General features: G+C 57.4%; 26 protein-coding genes. 6 read left to right on the forward strand and 20 right to left on the reverse strand.

Features of this window, described 5'->3' with window-relative positions; all coding sequences use genetic code 11:
- Position 1 precedes the first annotated feature (1 nt).
- The 17 genes from SIB38_RS18530 to SIB38_RS18610 all read right to left on the reverse strand — a co-directional run bounded on the left by SIB38_RS18530 (position 2) and on the right by SIB38_RS18610 (position 14,045).
- Positions 2-1,072 (reverse strand): agmatine deiminase family protein, encoded by a 1,071-nt coding sequence (locus SIB38_RS18530; protein ID WP_412550790.1) that lies wholly within the window; start codon positions 1,070-1,072, stop codon positions 2-4.
- Between the two features lie 147 nt (positions 1,073-1,219).
- Entirely contained in the window at positions 1,220-2,080 is an 861-nt protein-coding gene (locus tag SIB38_RS18535; RefSeq protein WP_412550791.1) for an urea carboxylase-associated family protein, read from the reverse strand.
- 49 nt (positions 2,081-2,129) lie between these two features.
- Positions 2,130-2,564 carry a DUF4399 domain-containing protein gene (locus SIB38_RS18540; protein ID WP_294116401.1) on the reverse strand — a complete coding sequence of 145 codons (435 nt, stop codon included), beginning with the start codon at positions 2,562-2,564 and terminating at the stop codon, positions 2,130-2,132.
- Between the two features lie 58 nt (positions 2,565-2,622).
- Positions 2,623-4,263: an FAD-binding dehydrogenase gene (locus SIB38_RS18545; RefSeq protein ID WP_294116402.1), complete on the reverse strand. Its 1,641-nt coding sequence runs from the start codon at positions 4,261-4,263 to the stop codon at positions 2,623-2,625.
- Between the two features lie 137 nt (positions 4,264-4,400).
- On the reverse strand, positions 4,401-4,553 hold the full coding sequence (locus SIB38_RS18550; RefSeq protein ID WP_294116404.1) for a hypothetical protein: 153 nt from the start codon (positions 4,551-4,553) through the stop codon (positions 4,401-4,403).
- Between the two features lie 188 nt (positions 4,554-4,741).
- Complete coding sequence (locus SIB38_RS18555) at positions 4,742-5,521, reverse strand: succinate dehydrogenase iron-sulfur subunit (RefSeq protein ID WP_294116405.1); 780 nt, start codon at positions 5,519-5,521, stop codon at positions 4,742-4,744.
- Positions 5,522-5,574: 53 nt separating this feature from the next.
- Positions 5,575-6,393, reverse strand: coding sequence for a hypothetical protein (locus tag SIB38_RS18560; protein ID WP_412550792.1), 819 nt, complete (start codon positions 6,391-6,393; stop codon positions 5,575-5,577).
- Positions 6,394-6,439: 46 nt separating this feature from the next.
- Entirely contained in the window at positions 6,440-6,994 is a 555-nt protein-coding gene (locus tag SIB38_RS18565; protein WP_412550793.1) for a hypothetical protein, read from the reverse strand.
- Positions 6,994-8,808, reverse strand: a complete 1,815-nt coding sequence (sdhA, locus tag SIB38_RS18570; RefSeq protein WP_294116412.1) for a succinate dehydrogenase flavoprotein subunit — start codon at positions 8,806-8,808, stop codon at positions 6,994-6,996. The genes SIB38_RS18565 and sdhA overlap by 1 nt, the downstream gene beginning before the upstream one ends.
- Positions 8,809-8,831: 23 nt before the next feature.
- The gene (locus tag SIB38_RS18575) at positions 8,832-9,203 is read right to left on the reverse strand and encodes a succinate dehydrogenase, hydrophobic membrane anchor protein (protein WP_294116413.1); all 372 of its coding nucleotides are present in this window, start codon (positions 9,201-9,203) and stop codon (positions 8,832-8,834) included.
- A gap of 11 nt (positions 9,204-9,214) precedes the next feature.
- The gene (gene sdhC / locus SIB38_RS18580; RefSeq protein ID WP_294116414.1) at positions 9,215-9,598 is read right to left on the reverse strand and encodes a succinate dehydrogenase, cytochrome b556 subunit; all 384 of its coding nucleotides are present in this window, start codon (positions 9,596-9,598) and stop codon (positions 9,215-9,217) included.
- 259 nt (positions 9,599-9,857) lie between these two features.
- On the reverse strand, positions 9,858-10,475 hold the full coding sequence (locus tag SIB38_RS18585) for a DUF1194 domain-containing protein (RefSeq protein WP_294116415.1): 618 nt from the start codon (positions 10,473-10,475) through the stop codon (positions 9,858-9,860).
- A 100-nt stretch (positions 10,476-10,575) separates the two neighbouring features.
- Positions 10,576-11,328 carry a DUF4344 domain-containing metallopeptidase gene (locus SIB38_RS18590; RefSeq protein WP_412550794.1) on the reverse strand — a complete coding sequence of 251 codons (753 nt, stop codon included), beginning with the start codon at positions 11,326-11,328 and terminating at the stop codon, positions 10,576-10,578.
- Between the two features lie 8 nt (positions 11,329-11,336).
- Positions 11,337-12,368 carry a MaoC family dehydratase gene (locus SIB38_RS18595; RefSeq protein WP_294116418.1) on the reverse strand — a complete coding sequence of 344 codons (1,032 nt, stop codon included), beginning with the start codon at positions 12,366-12,368 and terminating at the stop codon, positions 11,337-11,339.
- On the reverse strand, positions 12,368-12,571 hold the full coding sequence (locus SIB38_RS18600) for a DUF1737 domain-containing protein (RefSeq protein WP_294116420.1): 204 nt from the start codon (positions 12,569-12,571) through the stop codon (positions 12,368-12,370). The genes SIB38_RS18595 and SIB38_RS18600 overlap by 1 nt, the downstream gene beginning before the upstream one ends.
- 4 nt (positions 12,572-12,575) lie before the next feature.
- Positions 12,576-13,124 carry an NnrU family protein gene (locus SIB38_RS18605; RefSeq protein WP_294116422.1) on the reverse strand — a complete coding sequence of 183 codons (549 nt, stop codon included), beginning with the start codon at positions 13,122-13,124 and terminating at the stop codon, positions 12,576-12,578.
- A gap of 66 nt (positions 13,125-13,190) precedes the next feature.
- Positions 13,191-14,045, reverse strand: coding sequence for an HpcH/HpaI aldolase/citrate lyase family protein (locus SIB38_RS18610; protein WP_294116423.1), 855 nt, complete (start codon positions 14,043-14,045; stop codon positions 13,191-13,193).
- 310 nt (positions 14,046-14,355) lie between these two features.
- Here SIB38_RS18610 and SIB38_RS18615 point away from each other — a divergent pair, with 310 nt between their 5' ends.
- A complete protein-coding gene (locus tag SIB38_RS18615; protein ID WP_294116425.1) occupies positions 14,356-14,673 on the forward strand; it encodes a hypothetical protein in 318 nt (105 codons plus the stop codon).
- A 12-nt stretch (positions 14,674-14,685) separates the two neighbouring features.
- Here SIB38_RS18615 and SIB38_RS18620 read toward each other — a convergent pair whose 3' ends face one another.
- Both SIB38_RS18620 and SIB38_RS18625 read right to left on the reverse strand, forming a co-directional pair.
- Positions 14,686-15,426 carry a sulfite exporter TauE/SafE family protein gene (locus tag SIB38_RS18620; RefSeq protein ID WP_294116426.1) on the reverse strand — a complete coding sequence of 247 codons (741 nt, stop codon included), beginning with the start codon at positions 15,424-15,426 and terminating at the stop codon, positions 14,686-14,688.
- Positions 15,427-15,501: 75 nt separating this feature from the next.
- Positions 15,502-15,705 (reverse strand): hypothetical protein, encoded by a 204-nt coding sequence (locus SIB38_RS18625; RefSeq protein WP_294116428.1) that lies wholly within the window; start codon positions 15,703-15,705, stop codon positions 15,502-15,504.
- A gap of 222 nt (positions 15,706-15,927) precedes the next feature.
- Between SIB38_RS18625 and mdh the strand changes: the two genes are divergently transcribed.
- The gene (mdh, locus tag SIB38_RS18630) at positions 15,928-16,890 is read left to right on the forward strand and encodes a malate dehydrogenase (RefSeq protein WP_294116429.1); all 963 of its coding nucleotides are present in this window, start codon (positions 15,928-15,930) and stop codon (positions 16,888-16,890) included.
- Between the two features lie 52 nt (positions 16,891-16,942).
- Here mdh and SIB38_RS18635 read toward each other — a convergent pair whose 3' ends face one another.
- Complete coding sequence (locus tag SIB38_RS18635; protein ID WP_412550795.1) at positions 16,943-17,941, reverse strand: glycosyltransferase family 2 protein; 999 nt, start codon at positions 17,939-17,941, stop codon at positions 16,943-16,945.
- A 199-nt stretch (positions 17,942-18,140) separates the two neighbouring features.
- Between SIB38_RS18635 and SIB38_RS18640 the strand changes: the two genes are divergently transcribed.
- The 4 genes from SIB38_RS18640 (at position 18,141) to sucD (ending at position 21,290) form a co-directional block, all read left to right on the forward strand.
- Complete coding sequence (locus tag SIB38_RS18640) at positions 18,141-18,335, forward strand: hypothetical protein (RefSeq protein WP_412550796.1); 195 nt, start codon at positions 18,141-18,143, stop codon at positions 18,333-18,335.
- A gap of 300 nt (positions 18,336-18,635) precedes the next feature.
- Positions 18,636-19,829, forward strand: coding sequence for an ADP-forming succinate--CoA ligase subunit beta (gene sucC / locus SIB38_RS18645; protein WP_294116434.1), 1,194 nt, complete (start codon positions 18,636-18,638; stop codon positions 19,827-19,829).
- Positions 19,830-19,832: 3 nt separating this feature from the next.
- Entirely contained in the window at positions 19,833-20,330 is a 498-nt protein-coding gene (locus SIB38_RS18650) for a hypothetical protein (protein ID WP_294116435.1), read from the forward strand.
- Between the two features lie 78 nt (positions 20,331-20,408).
- Positions 20,409-21,290, forward strand: coding sequence for a succinate--CoA ligase subunit alpha (gene sucD, locus SIB38_RS18655; RefSeq protein ID WP_294116436.1), 882 nt, complete (start codon positions 20,409-20,411; stop codon positions 21,288-21,290).
- Positions 21,291-21,521: the final 231 nt, after the last annotated feature.

Below are 21,521 nucleotides of genomic sequence, written 5' to 3' on the forward strand. Positions count from 1 at the left end.
TTTACACCGCGGGCATCTGCTGTGTCGCACAATGAATGCCGCCGCCCATTTCTCCCAACAGGTCGACATTCAGCATCACAATGTCGCGCCCCGGATAGTGGCGCGCCAGCGCCGCCCGCGCGATCTCGTCTGTCTCCCGATCACCGAACTCTGCGGCAATGACAGCACCGTTGCAAACGTAGTAATTCGCATAAGATGCGACAAAATCATAACTCTGTACCCGACGTTCATATGGCTCAGGGATCACCTCAACTTCCATCCCTGCCGCCACAAGACGGTTATGGGTCTTGATCCCTGCCAAATGGAAGGGGTCGTGCGGATCCGCGTCATCCGGTAAGTTTATCAAGACGCGACCAGGTCCGGTAAAACGCGCCAAACTGTCGATGTGGTAGTCTGTGATGTCTTCGTTCCAAACCCCTTCTGACCAAATCATCTGCTCTGCACCATAGGCCCGAAGAAGCTTCTCTTCGACCAGGTCACGCGACATCCCCGGGTTGCGGTTTTCATTCACCCAGCTGCTCTCATGCGCCATCAGTAGACCATGGCCGTCTTGCTCAACGCCCCCGGCCTCGCCCCGCAATCCTGATGGCAACAACGGCAGCCCCAGTCTTTCTGCAACCCTTCTGGCTATCTGACTGTCCTGCCGGTTGACCTGCTTCTCCCCCCAACCATTGAACTGAATATGGCTAACGGCTAACTCCTCCTGGCCGTTTGTCACAAAGATCGGCCCAGAATCCCGACACCACAAGTCCTCGGTCGGAATATCCCAAAGTAAAACCGCTTCAGCCAGCATCGTACGCGCTTCGCGATGATCTTCCGCAGCAGCCAGCATGACCACTTCCTCAAACTCGGAAATCGAATTGGCAATATCAGCTATGGTTTGCTGTGCCATTTTTCGAAACACCGGATCAGAGTGAACCTGACGGCTCGCGGGCCATTGCATGAAGGTTCTCTGATGTGGCTCTTCTTCGGCAGGTACAAAGAAACCGCCAGACGCTGCCGAACCCAACGTTCCCCAAAGCCCCGATAGCCCCACCGCACCGCTTGCCAAAATCATTTCTCGACGCATCATCAAATTACCGTCCCTTTTCTCAGTTTCAGCGACGTGCCAAGCCGGCATCCGCCGTGCTTAAACGTTAACGCGGCTCTGCGCCCCAAAACGCGCACCTCCGCGATACAGTCGTGATACCGACACAATACCGACGTGGTTTTTTGAAGGTTAACGCGCCAGTCCGTGGCTTCTATCGTAGCCATTGATCGTGGGCGATTTCCAATCCCTCAAGGTGCCCTCTTCCGGTGCAAACACCTCCACCAACATCGGGTAACACGCCGCCGTGTCGGAGCTGTGCTCACTGGAACAATCGCCTCCCGGACAGGCGCTCAGCGCCCCCAAAAGATCAATCTCGGCAAAGAACTCCAGATAGTCTCCCGGCCGCACGGGACTGGCTTTCATGAAGTATTGCCCGGTGTCGCGCGTGAAGCCGGTGCACATGAAAACATTAAGAACATCATGCACATAGGGCTCTGCCTCCTGCAGCGACATGCCCGTATGCGCTGCCAAAGCACGGGTCAGATTGGAGTGACAGCAATAGTGGTAATGATCCCCCGCCAACAGGTTGCCGGTGTAAGGATCACAGCGCGTGCCAATGACGTCGTGCACCGACCCGCCAAAGGCATCGATGCCGTACCAGCCCAACGTGTCCTCGACGATGGTCGCCATTGGCCGCAAGGTCGGCAGGCTGGTCCACATCCGCTCACCCGTGGTAATGTGCGTACCGTGCAAAGCCCTTGTTTTGCCGGAGAAAAACCGCTCACTCAGGTCTTTGGAATTCCACAGATTCAGGTCCCCAACCTGCGGGCCTTCCACAGAGGAAATCCGAAAAAACTGCCCCGCAGGCACCTCAAAACACCGCGCATCCCGCGCCGGTATCAGAACCTCATCCACCTTTGTGGCAGTCGCACGCGCCGCCTTATAAAGCGCCAATGGCGCCTCCGGCAGAGTCTCATTTGGATAGCAGATCACCGGCTTGATCGCGCGGCGGTCGTCTGCATCGGCGGGGGGCAAAGGCATGTCTGTCATGCCCCGATCCTGCCCCCGACCAGACGGTCTTGCAATGCAAAAAGCCGTGTTATTTCACGGTGATGGTGATCACCTCAGACACCACAGGCGGGTTGTGTGGCACGTGAAATTCATCCCCCAAAACCAGCTGCAATGTGTGCGTGCCAGCAGGCAAATCCAGCGTCACCTCGGTCTGACCTCCACCAAAATGCCGATGGTTGTCGTCCGTTGGCACGCCGTTCTCCATCAATTCCGCATCCTCTGCACCTTCACCAAGCGGCGGGCGGTTGATGAAAATATGGTGATGCCCGGTGTTCTCTTTCTCCGTACCGGCAGGCGCAACCCCCATCCCGGACAGGCCAAAATTCACCACAAACGGTGCCTCCACAGAATCGCCATCGCTGAGGTTGATGAAATACACCTTCGCCCCATCCGGCGACGGCGTTTCCCCTGCAAAGACCTGAGAACTCAGCATAATCGCCAATGCGGCCACAAGTTTCTTCATAACGTTTCCTCCCAACTTTTTAACAATATTGGGAGGATAACACAGATCAGAAAGTGGTCTAGACGCTCCGTCCTGCCGCTCTTCCGGAGAAGATGCAGCCCCCTAAGAAGGTCCCTTCCAAGGCGTTGTAGCCGTGATACCCACCACCGCCAAAGCCCGCGACTTCACCGGCCGCAAACAGCCCCTCAAACGCGCTCCCATCCGGCCGCAACACCTGTCCGGTGACATCCGTGTGCAACCCACCCAGTGATTTGCGTGTTAGGATGTTCAGGCGCACCGCAATCAACGGACCGTTCTTCGGGTCTAGAATGCGATGCGGCTTGGCGGTGCGGATCAGACGGTCTCCCCGATAGTTCCGCGCACCTCGAATGGCGGTCACCTGCGCGTCCTTGCAGTATGCGTTGTCAATCTGGGCATCCCGCGCTTCAATCTGAGAACGGATTTTCTCAAGGGTGACAGGCACATCCGGCGTGATCTTGTTCATACCAGCAACCAACTCTTCCAACGAGTTGGCCACCACGAAATCCTCACCATACTCCTTAAACGCCTCCACCGGCCCCGGCGCGCCTTTGTTCATCAAGCGACGCCTAATCACCTCCGACCACTTGCCAGAGGTCAGGTCCGGGTTCTGCTCAGACCCTGACAAAGCAAACTCTTTTTCGATGATTTTCTGGGTCAGAATGAACCAGCTGTGCTCATGCCCCGTCGCCAAAATCCGTTTCAGCGTCCCCAAACTGTCAAAGCCCGGCAGATACGGCGCTTCCATCCGGTCGCCCAAGGCATCAAACCACATCGAACTTGGCCCCGGCAAAATGCGTATGCCGTGGTTGGGCCAAATCGGATCCCAGTTTGCCAAGCCTTCAGTGTAATGCCACATCCGGTCGCCATTGATGATACCTGCGCCAGCCCCTTCGGCCACCCGCTGCATCTGCCCGTCTACGTAATCCGGTACCCCGGCCACCATGCGCTTTGGTGCCTTACCCAGCCGCTCCTCCGGCCAATATCGCCGCACCATGTCATGGTCGCCGCCAATCCCGCCGGAGGTGATCACCACCGCCTCGGCCCGATGCTCAAACTCGCCGACCACCTCCCGGGAGGTCGAGCGCCCACGCTCCGCACCATCCTGAGAAAGCACCTGCCCACGCACGCCTTTTACAACGCCATTTTCCACAATCAGATCAGTGACTTTGCGCCGGAATGCCAATTCCACACGCCCGCCAGAAATGTGCTCTCTGACCAGCCGCTCAAACGGTGCAACCACACCCGGCCCTGTGCCCCAGGTGATGTGAAACCGCGGCACCGAGTTGCCATGGCCATGCGCCATCTCGCCGCCCCGCTCGGCCCAGCCCACAATCGGAAACCAGCGCATGCCGATGCTTTTCAACCAGCTACGCATCTCCCCCGATGCAAACTCCAGATAAGCCTCCGCCACCTTACGCGGATTGGCATCTTCTGCCCGATCAAACTGCGCCGAGCCCATCCAATCGGCAAGCGCCAATTCCGGGCTGTCCTTGATGCCCATACGCCGCTGTTCCGGCGTATCCACCATGAACAAACCACCTAAAGACCAAAACGCCTGCCCCCCCAGGCTTTGCTCGCCTTCCTGATCCAGCAGCAGCACCTTGCGCCCGCGGCTGGCCGCCTCATTGGCCGCCACAAGCCCTGCCAAGCCGCCGCCCACGATGATCACATCGGTCATGGCTCATCCTCCCCTGTTTCGGGAAAGGCTAGCCGCAGGCGGCCCACAGCAACAAGCCAGACCTAACGTCAGCGCCCTGGAGCAAACAAAAAGCGCCCCGAAAATTCGGAGCGCTCCTCATCTCAAGCACATGTGGCTTAGGCAACCTTAACATACTCATAGTAGGTCTCGCTAGACGGTTTCACCTCTGCAATGCGCGGTGGCTGGGTGTAATATCCATAGGCCTGTTCCAGAACTTCCTGCGCGCGGACGGCAAAATCTTCAGGGCTCTCGTTTTTAGACGCGGACATTGGGGTACTCCATGTAAATCCGGTGTCCTCCCTCGCCCGCCAATTTAAGTTGGATTACGCGCCCGTAAACCGCTGATCCTGCAACGATGCTATGCAAAAATTGCAAATGTATGCGGTGGGATACATCTTTGCCCAAAACAAAAGCCCCCCTGAAACAGACGGGCTTTCGATATTTCTGAAACGGCGCTTTACACGTGACGTTCGATCAGCATCTTCTTGATCTCGCCAATCGCCTTTGCCGGGTTCAGACCTTTCGGGCAAGTCTTGGCACAGTTCATGATGGTGTGGCAGCGGTACAGCTTGAACGGATCTTCCAGTTCGTCCAAGCGCTCGCCCGTGGCTTCATCACGGCTGTCGATGATCCAGCGATAGGCGTGCAGCAACGCCGCTGGGCCGAGGTATTTGTCGCCGTTCCACCAGTAGCTTGGGCAGGAGGTGGAGCAAGACGCGCACATCACACACTCATACAGGCCATCCAGCTTTTTACGATCCTCGATGGACTGGCGCCATTCTTTTGCTGGACGGTTGGTCTTGGTTTCCAGCCACGGCATGATCGACGCGTGCTGCGCGTAAAAGTGGGTCAGATCCGGGATCAGGTCTTTCACAACCGACATGTGTGGCAGCGGGTAGATTTTCACGTCGCCCTTGATCTCATCCAGACCGTAGATACAGGCCAGCGTGTTGATCCCGTCCACGTTCATCGCACAGGAGCCACAGATGCCCTCACGGCAAGAGCGGCGGAAGGTCAGCGTTGGATCAATTTCGTTTTTAATCTTGATCAGCGCGTCCAGCACCATCGGGCCACATTTGTCCATGTCGAGGAAATATGTGTCGATCTGCGGATTCTTACCGTCATCCGGGTTCCAGCGGTAAATGCGGAACTTACGCACGTTGGTCGCACCTTCTGGCTTGGGCCAGGTCTTGCCAGTCACAATCCGGCTGTTCTTGGGGAGGGCAAATTCGACCATGGTCTTTCCTTCCTATACGTGGGCGCGCGCGATGCGCATACCTTCGTTCCTGTTCAGGCTTTCTGTGATGGCATCGGACCATCGGCAAAAAGCGTTTGATTGTTCTTAATCAGCTCGGCCACCTGCTTGCGGGCGGGCTGCGCGAGCGCCAACTCGTTGAGTTGGCGCATAAACTCTAAGGCCCCGGGGTTGAGGCTCTGGTTGGACCGCCCGGCCAGCGGCTCTAGCGTATCGATCTCGGCATCGGTCAATCCGGCAAAGCGCAACAGCTGCCGCCCCGGCCGTTCAGGCGTGGTCTCGTCTTCCAGCGCAAACACACGCACGCGGTCCGCCCCCACCAGACCTTCCATCTCGGCCTGAACAGCGCCCCAGCCCCGGCTGTCTGCGGTTTCGGCCAGGAAATTCTCCAGCGTGCCCGCATAGCCATCGGACTTCACTGCCTGATTGTGCACGCTGCGCTTCCAGCCCTGCATCTCCCGGGTGTAGAGCACGTAGTCCGGTACAAACGGCGCCAGATACTGTTCAAACAAGCGCAGGATGTTGGACAAACTCGGGAACACCTCCCGCACGTCCGAACGCCCCATCATCGCACCACAGATGTTCTCGTGGCTGATGACACAGACCCGATCGTCACCGTCCAGCTCATCACGCACCTGCCTTATCAGCGCGACAAGGTCCGCCTCATGTTTCGCAGGCCGCATACTGTACAGCGTGCAGGTCCGCCCCAACTCCCGCGTCAGAGAGCCTTTGGACGGAACACGAATATCCAACCGTTCCGCCAAAGCGTCCCGGTTGCGCGCCAGAAAGCGGTGCAGCGAGCTGGACCCTGTCTTCTGGGCCCCAATATGCACAATCACGCGACGCGAGGACATCACAGGTCCTCCCGCAGCACAGCGTGCAGATCATATGCCATACAGCTTACCGGCAATAGCGGCTCCCACCGTGCATCACGTCCGCATGTTTGGGACAGCCGGTCGCGACATCAATCTGCTTGCCGCTCCGGAAATTCGGATCTGCCAGCTGGTCACAGGACATCTTGTACTTGATCCCCCGGCCAATAGACGCCCCACCAACACCGGCACCAAACAGCAGCCAGAATTCGTTGGCGGTGCCCACAGCGGCAAATGTCGCAGCCGTGACAATCGTGCCCACGATCAAATGCGCGTTGCCTTTGCGATGGCATTGCGCCACCAACTCTTTGCGCGCCTCATTGCTCGTGGACAGCGCCGCGCTGAACTGCACATCATAAGTGTCCGCCAGACAATCGTTGATTTTCACAACGCCTGCCTCGGTACCACCTGTGGCGGCCATAACGGTTGGCACCTCTTTGTGCACCGCCACCAGATAGCTGCCAGGCGCATGGGTTTTGGACATACACGACTGCACCTGATCAACAACAACAGAGGTCTCTGCCGAAACCTGTGTCGCCAAACCGGCCACAGCCATGCAAATTCCAAAACCCAGCGCTTTCATCAGAACGTCCGTGCCTTTGGTGCAATTTTCTTCAGGCTGATACCGCCCTCATCTTCGTTTGTCAGAGGATCAACGATCACTGGGCGGTAGCTCAGGTCCACTTTGGTACCGGTTTCATCAACACGGCTCACAGTGTGCACCCGCCAGTTCTCGTCATCCCGATCGGGATAGTCCTCATGCGCATGCGCGCCGCGGCTTTCATGGCGGGCTTCTGCCGAAACGATAGTTGAAATCGCCGACGGCATCAGGTTGGTCAGCTCCAGCGTTTCCATCAGGTCTGAGTTCCACACAAGCGACGTATCCGTCACGTGTAGATCGCCCATCTTGCCCGCGATTTCCGTCATTGCCTCAACGCCTTCTTTCATCGTCTTGGCGGTCCGGAAAACAGCCGCGTCGCGCTGCATGGTTTTCTGCATTTCCAAACGCAGATCGGCCGTCGGGATTGCGCCCTTGGCGTACCGCAGGCTGTCAAAGCGCTCAAACGCCTTGTCGATCTGATGCTGCGGCGGTGTTGGCACCGGCGCATCCCGATCCACAACCTGCCCAGCGCGGATCGCGGCTGCACGGCCGAACACCACAAGGTCAATCAGAGAGTTCGAGCCCAAACGGTTGGCACCGTGTACCGATGCACAGCCCGCTTCACCCGCCGCCATAAGGCCTGGTACAATTTTTGTTGGATCGTCAGTTGTTGGATCCAGCACCTCACCCCAATAGTTGGTTGGGATGCCACCCATGTTGTAGTGCACCGTTGGCAGAACCGGGATCGGCTCTTTGGTCACATCAACGCCGGCAAAAATTTTCGCACTTTCGGAGATGCCTGGCAGACGCTCCGCCAGAGCATCAGCGGGCAAATGGCTCAGGTTCAGGTGAATGTGATCGCCTTCGTCGCCCACACCACGGCCCTCTCGGATTTCCATGGTCATAGAGCGAGACACGTAGTCACGCGGCGCGAGGTCCTTATACTGCGGCGCATAGCGTTCCATGAAGCGCTCGCCTTCCGAGTTGGTCAGGTATCCACCTTCACCACGTGCGCCCTCGGTGATCAGACAGCCAGAGCCGTAGATGCCGGTCGGGTGGAATTGCACAAATTCAAGGTCCTGCATCGGCAGGCCAGCACGCATTACCATGCCGCCACCGTCACCTGTACATGTATGCGCAGATGTTGCGGAGAAGTAGGCGCGACCGTAGCCACCGGTTGCCAGCACAACCATCTTGGCGTGGAACACGTGCATGGTGCCGTCATCCAGCTTCCAGCACACCACCCCCTGACACTGCCCATCGTCAGACATCAGCAGGTCAATCGCGAAGTATTCAATGTAGAATTCGGCGTTGTTCTTGACCGACTGACCATAGAGCGTGTGCAGGATCGCGTGGCCGGTCCGGTCCGCTGCCGCACAGGTCCGCTGTACCGCAGGCCCTTCACCAAACTCGGTGGTGTGACCACCAAACGGACGCTGGTAAATCTTGCCTTCCTCAGTCCGGGAGAACGGCACACCATAGTGGTCCAGTTCGTAAACCGCCTTTGGCGCTTCACGTGCGAGGTATTCCATCGCATCTGTATCGCCCAGCCAGTCAGAGCCCTTCACAGTGTCATACATGTGCCACTGCCAGTTGTCCGGCCCCATGTTGGACAGGGACGCCGCGATACCACCCTGCGCCGCAACCGTATGCGAGCGGGTCGGGAAAACTTTGGTCACACACGCGGTGCGCAGGCCTTGTTCTGCCATACCCAACGTCGCGCGCAGACCGGCGCCGCCAGCGCCCACCACCACGACATCATATTCGTGGGTTTCATATTCATATGCTGCAGTCATCTTCTTAGATCCTCACGCAGGGGTCACAGGGCGAGCTTCACAAGCGCAAACAGGCTTGCTGCGATCAACGCAAAGCAAAACGCCTTATTTGCCACCAGCAACAGTTTGCCAGCCGTGCCATGCACATAGTCTTCAATCGCTTCCTGTGCTTCGGCCATAAGCTGCACCAGGCCAATAACCAGACCAAGGCCAGTTACAATCGCGGGGAACGGACGGCTGAAGTAGGCGATCACCTCTTCATAGGACCCGCCAATGCCAAACCCGACGGTGAAGATGAATAACGGTGCCAGAACGCCCATGATCACAGAGCGCACCAGCATCTGCCAATGCCCCTCTGTTCCAGAGCGACCAGAACCCAGGCCCATCGCACGTTTGCGGTCAGTCAGATATCGCATTCTGTCTCTCCTTACACCACAAGCACGGTGATGATGGTCAGCACAGTTGCGCCGACAAACATGCCCAGGCCCATGCGTTCGGACGTTTTCACGTCAAAGCAATAGCCCAGATCCCAAACCACGTGACGCAAGCGCCCCAGCGTGTGATACCACAGGCCCCAGGTTGCCGCGGTCAGCACCAGCCCACCAAGCCAGCTGCGCACCAAGCCATCGATCAACGCGAAGGCACTCTCTGAGCTTGCAGCAGCCAAAAGCCACCACACAACAAACAGAGCGACACCCAGCACGCCGAGACCACTAATGCGAACCATGATGGACGACCCGGAGGTCATCTGTGGACGGTAAATACTCAAATGAGGCGAAAGCGGGCGGTTGCCCCGATTGACATCGGCCATATTGGCTCCTTTCCGGTTAGCTGAGTTCGTTTTACCGCTTTTTTGCATCTTGTCACGGTTACGATACCCTAAATACCGTGGTTTTTTGGCGCAATACCATGGATTTTTTTTGCTTTTGTGATCACGCATTTTTAAATGTGATCACATAGATGAACTTAACTCTTTTTGTCGGGAAATTCTAAGGCAGTTTTGTGGAATCTGTGAACAACAGGCCGCTTGGCCATGTTTGCGCTCACAATTGCAACACCAAAACTGAGCTTCATTCTAAGGCAGACAACTGCTGCGCCACCTCCCGCACCAGCTTTTGCCGAATTCGTTTGGGGTATTCTTCAAAGCCATTGGCCGTTACCACAAACGCCCCAGGCCCTGTGATCACATTTTCCCAATAGTATCCAGTGAGGTCCTCTTCATCCGTTTCGATGACCAACCCATTGACCGTCGCCCCCATAATCCCAAGCCGCTTACGCCCCTCATCCGGCGCTGAGCCTTCATTGGACGGCCCATCTCCGGACACATCCAGAACCATACGACGACACGTCGGCCCCACCTCAAACTCCTGTGCCGCCCGCGTCAGCGCATCTCCAATTGCTGTGGAGTATCGCCGCCATCCCCGAGGCGCGGCGTCCACCGCCGCCGCCAAGGCCGCCGCCTCTGCCCCATTGCGCACCCGCATCCAGGGCACCGACATCACCTGACGGTCCGCCCCGGTCCATTGCATCACCGCCACCGCCGCTTCCGCCTTGATCAAGGCCTCCACCACAATGCCGTCGCGCAATCCTGCCGCCAGTCCGCCCATTTGAATGTCATATTCCGACGCATCCACGCTGCCAGACACATCCACCGCCAACAACAACGCCAGATCGCAGGCACGGGCCATAGGGGCCTGGGCACAAAGCAAAAGTAAAAAGCAAAGCCGTAGGATCATACCGCCACCTTAGCGCAGGTCGCGTAAAAATCCTCTCACGTCCTTGTGTGGCTCACATCTCCGGCGACATCTCCACCAGCGCATCAGCAAACTCGGTACACATCACGATCTCGACCCGCTGCGGATCGTAATAGGCATTGGCCTCGCCACAGGGGATCACAGAAATCAGCAAATCCTCAGGCAGGCGGAACTCTTGATTGAGCGCCGCGACCTCTGCCCGCACAACGTCCGCCGTCAGCGAACCGCCATCGCTGTCCACTTCAAAATCGCCCAACGCCAGGGTTTTGCCACCCTTGTCATGCACAATCTCATCCAACGCCCCGCCCCAACTTTGCGCCGCCTGATCGTACTCTTCCGGACAGTATTCGGCGCGCTCTTCCGGCAGCCCAAGATCCTGTGCAACGTCTTCGCGCTCTTCGGGATTGGCCCCATAAAAAAGGCACACGGTGTTGTAATAGCGCTGCAAATCCGGGCCATGCACGTCCCAGAAAGCAATCTCTGAGTTTGCCTCTGCCTCCCCAAGGAAGCCAAAGGCCGCATCATAGGCCAGCTGCACCGCACTCTCTTCTTCATAGAACGCGTCGATTAGAAAAATCGACAACACATCCGCCGCATCTTCCTCTTGCCCAAAGATTGGCAAACCCAAAATGTCGATCAGCGCATGCCCCAGCTCATGATAAAAAATCCCAAGCAGGTTACTTTCAACATAAGCGATGGTGTCATCGCTCGTGGTGTCAAAGGAAAACTCGGCCTGTGCGGGACAGGCCAGAGCAAGTGCGGCGGCGGTGCAAAGAGGCCTCAACATGAGACTGATCACATCGGCATCAACGCCCAATAGTCAAGGTCAAGCAGCACATCCGGCTGGTATTTCCCGTCCTCGCCTTTGAGCGCAAACGGCTCCCCGCCTTTTGTCGCGACCAGACGCAAGCGGATCGCACCTACACCCGGTGCGGAGGTCTCCGCTTTGTCCAGTACCTCAGACCACGCTTTGACCGTCAGACCAGAGAACGCCGGGTTAGCATGCGCGCCACCGTTCAGGCCAACAATCATCTGTGCGTTGGCCAGACCGTTGAAGCTCAGCGCGCGCGCCAAGGAAATGATATGCCCGCCATAGATCAGGCGCTGCCCATCTGGACGGAAAGTCGCATCAAAATGCACCTTGGCGGTGTTCTGCCACAACCGCGTCGCCATCATGTGCTCGGCTTCCTCCAGCGTCACACCATCAACGTGATCAATGGTCTCGCCAACCTCATAATCGCTCCAGCGATGGGCTTCCCCCGCCTGCGCAAAATCATAGTTGGAAAAATCCAGCCCCTCCGGGATCACCAGATCGGCAGGATCAATCACTTTGGAGAGCTCCGGCACCACCGTCTCTGGCGCCGGGGCATCCACATCGCGTTTGCGCACCATAACCCAGCGCACATATTCCATGACAACCTCGTCACGCTGGTTCATGCCGCGTGTACGCACATAAACCACGCCGGTTTTGCCGTTGGAATTCTGTTTCAAACCAATCACTTCGGATGTGCTGCGCAACGTGTCCCCGGCATACACCGGTTTCAGCCAGCGCCCCTCGGCATAGCCGAGGTTTGCCACTGCATTGAGCGACACATCCGGGACCGTTTTGCCAAAGACCACGTGAAACGCCGCCAGATCATCAAGCGGCGACTGCGGCAGGCCAGAGGCCCGCGCAAACTCGTCACTCGAGTACAGCGCATGACGCGCGGGATAGAGCGCATGGTACAGCGCCCGCTCCCCTGCCCCCACGGTGCGTGGCACCGCGTGCTCGATCACTTGACCCAGCGTGTAGTCTTCAAAAAACCGGCCCGGATTGGTCTTGGCCATCAGTGTTCTCCCAGTTTGGTCTCCGGGGTGTAGGTGCCGTCCACTTCCTTCACGACCGCCTGACCACAGCGCATAACGCCGGTGGCCTGACAGAAGGTCTGTGTTGGAGAGCCATGCAGCTCCCACCCCTTGTTAAGCGCGTCCGTCACCTTGTGACAAAACGCCGATGTGTCTTCCTCAGATAGAAAACGATAAAGTTTCATGCTGTTAGCCTCCAAATACCGGGTAACCGAGCCAGGTGTGCACCCAGCCGATTGCCGCCATTAGCACAAGGGAGGCCACAAAGAACATGCCGTCTTTGGCAATGCTGCCGGTTTCTGTGGGCGTCCAGTCCGGTTCCGCGCGGTTGATCACCACAATCTCCAGCACGGCCCAAAGCAACAGACCGCCAAACAGGATCAGCGAGGCCACATCGCCATTCACCAACAGATGCGCAAACGCCCACAGTCCAAAGCCCGTCAGCTGCGGATGGCGCATGTTGTTGAACAACTTGCCTTTGCGTGGCGCCGGGCTCATCAGGAAGATCGCGATCAGCACCAACAGATTGTTGATGTGACGCAGGAAGCTCTCCGGGTACCAAACGTCGATATGCGGCGCCATGCGGAAGCCAAAGATCATCAGCACCACCGAGACCAGCAACGCGAGGGCCACAGGCCCGCGTCCCTTGTCGCCCATACTTGCGCGCACCTCCGGCATAGCCCGTCTGAACAAATGGGCTCCGGCCCACAATAGCACTCCCAAAACCAATAATGTCATCTTGCTCCCTCGCTGGATTAAGACGCACGAACTGCCTCGTGCGTCACTCTTGCTATGGGATTAGAGTTAGCCTTCCAGCGCGGCGATTGCATCTGCCTTCGCCAAAATTTCACGCGCGGTGACAACGTGCAGGTTTTCGACAATCTTGCCATCCACCACGGCCACGCCCTGCCCGCTGGCTTCACACTCCTCAAACGCCGCAATCTGTCGCTTCGCCAGATCGATCTCGGCCTCGCTTGGCGCAAAGGCCGCATTGGCCACATCTACCTGCGCCGGATGGATCAGTGTTTTGCCGTCAAAGCCCATGTCTCGGCCCTGATCACATTCCACCTTCAGCCCATCCGCATCTTTGAACGCGTTGTAGACGCCATCGACGATCACAATGCCTTCGGCCTTTGCGGCCAGAAGGCACAGACCAAGCCCTGCCATCATCGGCAAACGATCCGGGCGGAAACGGGTTTGCAGTTCTTTGGCAAGGTCATTGGTGCCCATCACAAAGCCGGTGAGCTGAGGGTGCGCCGCAATCTCCGCCGCACTCAACATGCCGCGCGGTGTTTCCATCATCGCCCAAATCGGCTTGTCGCCGATCAATGCGGCCAACGCGTCAACTTGCGCCGCACTTTCCACCTTAGGCAACAGCACCGCATCGCAATCCATAGACGCCGCAGCCTTGGCGTCCGCTTCGCCCCATTGGGTGTCCAGACCATTGATCCGCACAATCCGCATCCGGCTGCCATACCCGCCCTGAGTCAGCGCATCGGCCAATGTGGCACGGGCGTTTTCCTTCTCATCCGGTGCCACAGCATCTTCCAGATCAAAGATGATGGCATCCACCGGCAACCCGCGTGCTTTTTCCAAAGCGCGGTCCTTGGACCCGGGAATGTAAAGAACCGAACGATAGGGGCGCGCGCGCTGATCCATGAATCTCTCCGCAATTATGTTGCGCAGAGAGGTGCATTTTTCTCAGAAAACTTCAAGAATATTTTTGCCGCATCGCAGAAAAGTCTCGCGCCTTCTCAAGCAGATGCGCCAAATGTCGCGCTTTTGGAAACAATAAAATCGTTACGTTAACCATTTTTAAGCCCCGACCTGCGCACACTCATCCCATCGCTTCCTGTGGGAGGAACGCAAAGACGGTTCAAAAGGACCGCGATCATAAGAAGAGGCGAGAGCTTTGAAATCCATGGCGTGCAAAAGGCGCGCACATGCCTTCTTTATGAGAGGAAACCACATGAAACGCACTTTTTTGACCCTGACGGCCGGTCTTGGCCTTTCGATCTGCGCCACCTCAATCGCCCAGGCACAGAACCTGCAACACTGCGCCACCCGCGACCTTGTTGTGGAACGTCTGGCCCAGAAGTACGGGGAATCCCGTCAGGCGCTTGGTCTTGGCACGCAGGGCGCCATGGTGGAGATTTTTGCTTCGGAAGATTCCGGCAGCTGGACCATCACCGTCACCATGCCAAATGGCTCCACCTGTCTGATGGCAACCGGCCAAGCCTATGAAAAGCTTGCCGAAGCTCTGCCAGCCAAAGGTGACGACGCCTGATGTCATACGCCTTTAGAAAAGCGCGTCAAAAATCAGCTTCACGCCGGTGATCGACAAGAGCGTATAGGTCAACGCGAAAAAGACCCGCTCTGAAACGGCGTGATGCAGCTTCACACCACCCCATGCCCCAAGCAGCGCGAATGGTGCCAAAAGCGCACCCGCGCGCAGGGTCTCGGCGGTAAACACCCCGAGAAACGCATAGGGCACAAACTTAGCGATATTGATGGCCCAGAACACCAATACGGTGGTGGCCTGATAGGCAGTTTTGCCCATCCCCCGAGACAGTAAGTAAACCGCCGCCGGCGGTCCACCCGCATGGCTGACAAAGCTGGTGAACCCGGCCACAGCCCCCGCGAGCAATCCGGCCCGCACTGGCATCTTTTTTCGCGCTTGCCCCCGCGGCCAGAGTTGCCAGATCACAAAACCAAGCGAAACAGCGCCAATCAACAGGCGCAACACATCATCATTGGCGACCCGAAACAGCGCAACGCCGCCCGCAACTCCCGGCAATCCACCCAGAATCAGCACCCTTGCCTCCGGCCAGCGCCACTTGCCCCAATAGGGCTTCAGCGTCACCAAATCGACCAGCATCAACAGCGGCAGCATCAACCCCAACGCCTGCACCGGCGGCAGAATCAACGCCAGGACAGCCGCACTGGCAAAGGCCGCGCCAGAGCCAAATCCGGCTTTGGAGACACCCGCAAACAGCACCGCAACCGGTGCCAATATCCAGAATGTGAGAGAATCAGTCATACAAAAACAGGCGCACCCAAGGATGCGCCTGCTGCAAATCGAGGCAACTCATGCTGCAAAGCAGCGTAAGAGCGCTTACTTGCCGTCAAGAATCTTCTTACGCTGATCCTTGTATTCCTTCTCTGTCACCAGACCGTCCGCATAGGCTTTTTCCAGCGATGCCAACTGGTCGCCAACGCTCACAGCCTGCACGTTTGTGGTCGCGTTGCCGCCGCCACATGCAGAGACGGTCATGGCCACCAAAGTCAGCGCCATCAGGGTTTTCAGAGTCGTTTTCATATTTTTGGTCCTCAAAGAAGCCTGTGAATTGTCCCGCACATCTACTCACAGCCGTCGCGCCAAATCAAGCGTGCCAAACCATACAAATTGCGCGAGAATTTGCCCCTCTGTGCCGTGATCACAGGTGCGGCAGCTGGGCTGCCTCCGGCTTCAAACACTTGCGTCAACGCGAAATTCGACTTAAGCCACCCCCCGATAATCAACCGGACCGGAGATAGATCCATGGCACGACCAAAGATCGCCCTCATCGGCGCAGGTAACATCGGCGGCACGCTCGCCCACCTCGCTGCAATCAAAGAACTTGGTGACGTTGTACTTTTTGACATCGCTGACGGCCTGCCACAGGGCAAGGCGCTCGACATCGCAGAATCCGGCCCGGTCGAGAAAATCGACGCCGCGATGTCCGGCTCCTCCGACTACTCCGCGATCGCCGGCGCAGACGTCTGCATCGTGACCGCAGGTGTGGCACGCAAGCCAGGCATGAGCCGTGATGACCTGCTGGGCATCAACCTGAAAGTGATGAAGTCCGTCGGCGAAGGCATCCGCGACAACGCGCCAGACGCATTTGTGATCTGCATCACCAACCCGCTGGACGCAATGGTTTGGGCGCTGCAGAAATTCTCCGGCCTGCCAACCCACAAAGTCTGCGGCATGGCGGGCGTTCTGGACTCCGCACGCTTCCGCCACTTCCTGGCCGAAGAGTTCAACGTGTCCATGCGCGACGTAACCGCCTTTGTTCTGGGCGGCCACGGCGACACCATGGTGCCTTCCGTGCGCTACTCCACCGTAGCCGGCATCCCTCTGCCAGACCTGATCGAGATGGGCTGGACCACGCAGGAAAAACTGGACGCCATGGTTCAGCGCACCCGTGACGGCGGCGCCGAAATCGTTGGCCTGCTGAAAACCGGCTCCGCCTTCTACGCACCAGCGGCCTCCGCCATCGAAATGGCCGAAGCGTACCTGAAAGACCAAAAGCGCGTTCTGCCATGTGCCGCCTACTGTGACGGCGACCTCGGTGTGAAAGACATGTATGTTGGCGTGCCAACCGTGATCGGCGCCGGTGGTGTTGAGAAGGTTGTGAACATCAAGCTCAACAAAGAAGAGCAGGAAATGTTCGACACCTCCGTGAACGCTGTAAAAGGCCTCGTGGACGCCTGCAAAGGCATCGACGGCTCCCTGGCCTAAGCCAAAGCACGACAGATTTGAAAAAGGCGCCCATTGCGGCGCCTTTTTTGTTTTAGAAACTGGTGGGCACCCGCCCGTCTTGAATATCCATGAGCGCAGCGTCAACCGCCGCCGGGGACAGATCTACATGTGCTTCCGGGAACACCTTCTTGATCTTGGCGGGCACATCGACGCCCGACGAGGTCATGCGTCCCAACAGACGCAGCACCAACGCCTGAAAACCGCTGATCTCTTTGACGTGACGGTACAGGTCATCCAGATAGTCGCTGTCGTCGCGATGGTCCCACACATCCTGCGCCTGATTGATCCGCGCTTGGTTGTGTGGCTGAAGCACTTTTCCATTCGGCACTTTTTTGCGCAGTTTATCAAGCCAATGCGCCTTGGTCATTCCGTCAAAATGCAAGATCGCACGCCCTGGAAAACGGCCCTGAACGTCTTCCTCAACAACATCCTCAGGCAATTCGGCGCGGTGCAATGCCAAAGGCAGCCCGGAGGACACCCGCGTGAAGGCTTTGCCGTGCCAATACCCCGCAACCCCTTTTTGCAAGTAGCGCGCGTATCTGCCGTATATGAGAGGCTGCGCTCGATGCACGATCCGCGGAAATGGCACCCGAAAGCCTCCCGAAAAGACATGTGGCTGAGGTTGGCCACGCACGTGTAACCGTTCACTGTTAAATGCAACAATACTTAGGATTTGATCCGGCTGTTGTGCCAGAAACGCAAACAGCGCCGCTGCGTTTGTGACGTATTCGTCCGCATCAATATGTGCGATCCAATCAGCATCACTTTGGGACATCGCAGAATCTGCATTGACCGATTGACGCACACGAAAATCCCAGGGGCGTTTACCCTTGACGCTGTCCTTCCAATACGCACCGTCACAACGCACAACCTTGATCTTCTCATGTCCGGAGACAATATCTTCCAGCTCTTTGTTGGGTGCGTCCAGATGCAACCAAATGCGGTTCACGCCCAAATCCACATGATGCGCCAGGAACCCCAACGTCACCGCCGTCGGCTCAAACGCCGTTGTCACAATATCCCAACGCAAATGTCTTCTCCAAGCCGATGCGAGACCGGCGCCAAATATGCTCCCAGCATGGGGGAGAAAGCATGCCGTGTAAAACAACAATGCGCCCGCGGCTGTCGAATTCATCCTTTTGGTTGCGCTGGCCACCAAACTGCCTACACTTTCTGCTTGTAGGCGCTCCGGCGCCCCAGTCTTTTGACCAATCTGTTTGAGGTCCCAAATGTTTCATCGCCTAGCTCTGCCCGTTACCTTACTCTCGCTTGCAGCCCTCGCCGCCTGCGGCAACCCGCAAACCACCTCGGATCGCAGCGCGCGCGCGGGACCGCAAGCCCAATCGCCGATCACCCCAGGCCCCAACAACACCTTTGCTACGCCTGGCCTGAACCAGTATTTCAACGCACCCGTTGTAGAGTGATGTTTCGGCCCGTTAAGACGGGTCAATACAATCGCAGAGCCGATAAAATCGCTGGCCGCATATCGCCAATCCGTTTGCGGTAACGCTGCACTGCAATCCGAGTCGTCGGCGCATCCCCTTATTTCACAGGCAATTTATTTAACTTGTGCGACTTTCCGCCGAGGAAGGCTCATTTGTGATCACACATTTTCTCACTGTGATCACAAATAAGAAAAAATCCACCATTCCTGTCGAATTTGCTTATCGGCTCGACCGGACTGTGCCAGAACCGCTTCAATCGCAGCAAGATGGGACAGTTCCATGAACATCCACGAATATCAGGCGAAAGCCCTGCTTCGCTCCTACGGCGCTCCGGTGTCCGAAGGCCGCGCCGTTCTGAAAGCAGAAGACGCAAAAACCGCCGCCGGCGAACTTGACGGCCCACTATGGGTTGTGAAGGCGCAGATCCACGCAGGTGGGCGCGGCAAAGGTTCTTTCAAAGAAGCCGACGCTGGTGAAAAAGGCGGTGTCCGCCTCGCCAAATCGGTCGAAGAAGCCGCCGAAGAAGCCAAAAAGATGCTGGGTCGCACCCTTGTGACCCACCAGACCGGCCCAGCGGGCAAACAGGTCAACCGCATCTACATCGAAGACGGCTCCGATATCGAGCGTGAGCTGTATCTGGCTCTGCTGGTCGACCGTCAGACCTCCCGCGTGTCCTTCGTGTGCTCCACCGAAGGCGGCATGGACATCGAAGAAGTGGCCGAAGCCACTCCTGAGAAAATCCTGTCCTTCTCCGTCGATCCGGCCACCGGCTACCAGCCATACCACGGCCGCCGCGTTGCCTTCTCCCTGGGCCTTAAAGGCGCACAGGTGAAAGAATGCGTGAAGCTGATGGGCATTCTCTACAAAGCCTTCATGGAAAAAGACATGGAGCAGCTGGAGATCAACCCGCTGATCGTCATGCCAGGCGGCGCACTGAAAGTGCTCGACGCCAAAGTGGGCTTTGACGGCAACGCCATCTACCGCCACGCGGACATCGCCGAACTGCGCGATGAGACCGAAGAAGACCCAAAAGAGCTTGAGGCGTCCAAATACGACCTGAACTACATAGCTCTGGACGGTGAAATCGGCTGCATGGTGAACGGCGCGGGGCTCGCGATGGCTACCATGGACATCATCAAACTCTACGGTGCAGAGCCTGCCAACTTCCTCGACGTGGGCGGCGGCGCCACCAAAGAGAAAGTGACCGAAGCGTTCAAGATCATCACCTCTGATCCAAACGTCAAAGGCATCCTCGTGAACATCTTCGGCGGCATCATGCGCTGCGACGTGATCGCAGAGGGCGTTGTGGCCGCGGTTAAAGAAGTTGGCCTGCAGGTTCCACTGGTTGTGCGCCTCGAAGGCACCAACGTGGAAGCCGGCAAAGAGATCATCAACACCTCTGGTCTTGATGTAATCGCAGCCGACAACCTGTCCGACGGCGCCGAGAAGATCGTGAAAGCGGTTAAGGGCTAAAGTATGAGCGCGGTCAAAACAACATCTCTGTCGGCTACACGCTCGATCAGTGTGATCGTTGCGGCCGCGCTATCGATTTTTGGGCAATCGGTGGAAGCGGAAACCAAACTTAAAAAGGCTCGCCTTTCAAGTTTGGTGACCCCCTTCATCAAAGTTTGCGGACAATATCCGTCATATAAGGACAGCGAAAGCACGCTAAAGTCGATCGGCTACAAGTCCGATGGTAATGGCGATTTTTTTCTGCCCGGATTTGATGTTCGATTTTCGGTCGAAAAAAATCGAAAATGTGAAATGCGAGCAAGATATGACGGCACACCGCACCGCGCGGATCGTGACTTTCGCCCCGAGCAAGCCGTAAGTTGCAAGGACGGAAATGCTATTGTGGTGACGCGCACGATTGAAAACTATCGCGGCCCGGAACCTAACTTTTTCCGCGCCGCCGTTTCCCCAGATCAAACAGCTCACATAAGGCGTAAATGCCCCATTGCGAGCACATCATAGGCTCTACTCCGCAAGACACACGCACCAGACTTACCGCCCTTTGCGGCGATTACAGAAATGAAAGAAGGAACCACATAAATGGCTATCCTCGTAGATGAAAACACCAAGGTTATCTGTCAGGGCTTCACCGGCTCTCAGGGCACCTTCCACTCTGAACAAGCCATCGCATATGGCACCAAAATGGTAGGCGGCGTGACCCCGGGCAAAGGTGGCATGGAACACCTCGGCCTGCCGGTCTTTGACTCGGTACACGACGCCAAAGCCAAGACCGAAGCCAACGCTTCCGTGATCTATGTACCTCCGCCCTTCGCAGCGGACTCGATCCTTGAGGCCATCGATGCGGAAATGGAACTGATCATCTGCATCACCGAAGGCATTCCTGTGCTGGACATGATGAAGGTACAGCGCGCGCTGGAAGGTTCCGCGTCCCGCCTGATCGGTCCTAACTGCCCAGGTGTGATCACCCCTGACGCCTGCAAAATCGGCATCATGCCAGGCCACATCCACAAGCGTGGCTCCGTGGGCGTTGTGTCCCGCTCCGGCACCCTGACCTACGAAGCGGTGAAACAGACCGCAGACATCGGTCTGGGCCAGTCCACCGCTGTGGGCATCGGCGGCGACCCAATCAAAGGCACCGAGCACATCGACGTGCTGGACATGTTCCTGTCGGATGATGAGACCCAGTCCATCATCATGATCGGTGAGATCGGCGGCTCTGCGGAAGAAGAAGCCGCTGAATTCCTCGCCAACGAGCGCAAAAAAGGCCGCTGGAAGCCAACCGCTGGCTTCATCGCAGGCCGCACAGCGCCTCCCGGCCGCCGCATGGGCCACGCCGGTGCGATTGTTGCCGGTGGCAAAGGTGGTGCCGAAGACAAGATCGCCGCTATGCAGGAAGCTGGCATCGTCGTCGCAGACAGCCCAGCCGGCCTCGGCGAAGCTGTGCTCAAAGCGATCGGTTAAGCATGCTTGGTTGGCCCCCGACATATGCCCATAGGGCAGCGCCTGACCGCAGGCGGGGCGAAAGCCCCCGCCCGTCAAACCGAAGGTTTGCCTTCGGCAAGGTATGGCGGTCGGGGGCTGCCCGACAGTGCTGGGCTATTTCAAGCTCAAAAAGCAACGAAGCCTCCGCTCTTCTCCACGTATCAGCCACGCGATTTCTTGAACGCGCTGTTAACTCAACCGAGTTATGGC

The sequence above is a fragment of the Shimia sp. MIT910701 genome (assembly GCF_047126315.1).
Taxonomy (GTDB): Bacteria; Pseudomonadota; Alphaproteobacteria; order Rhodobacterales; family Rhodobacteraceae; genus Shimia.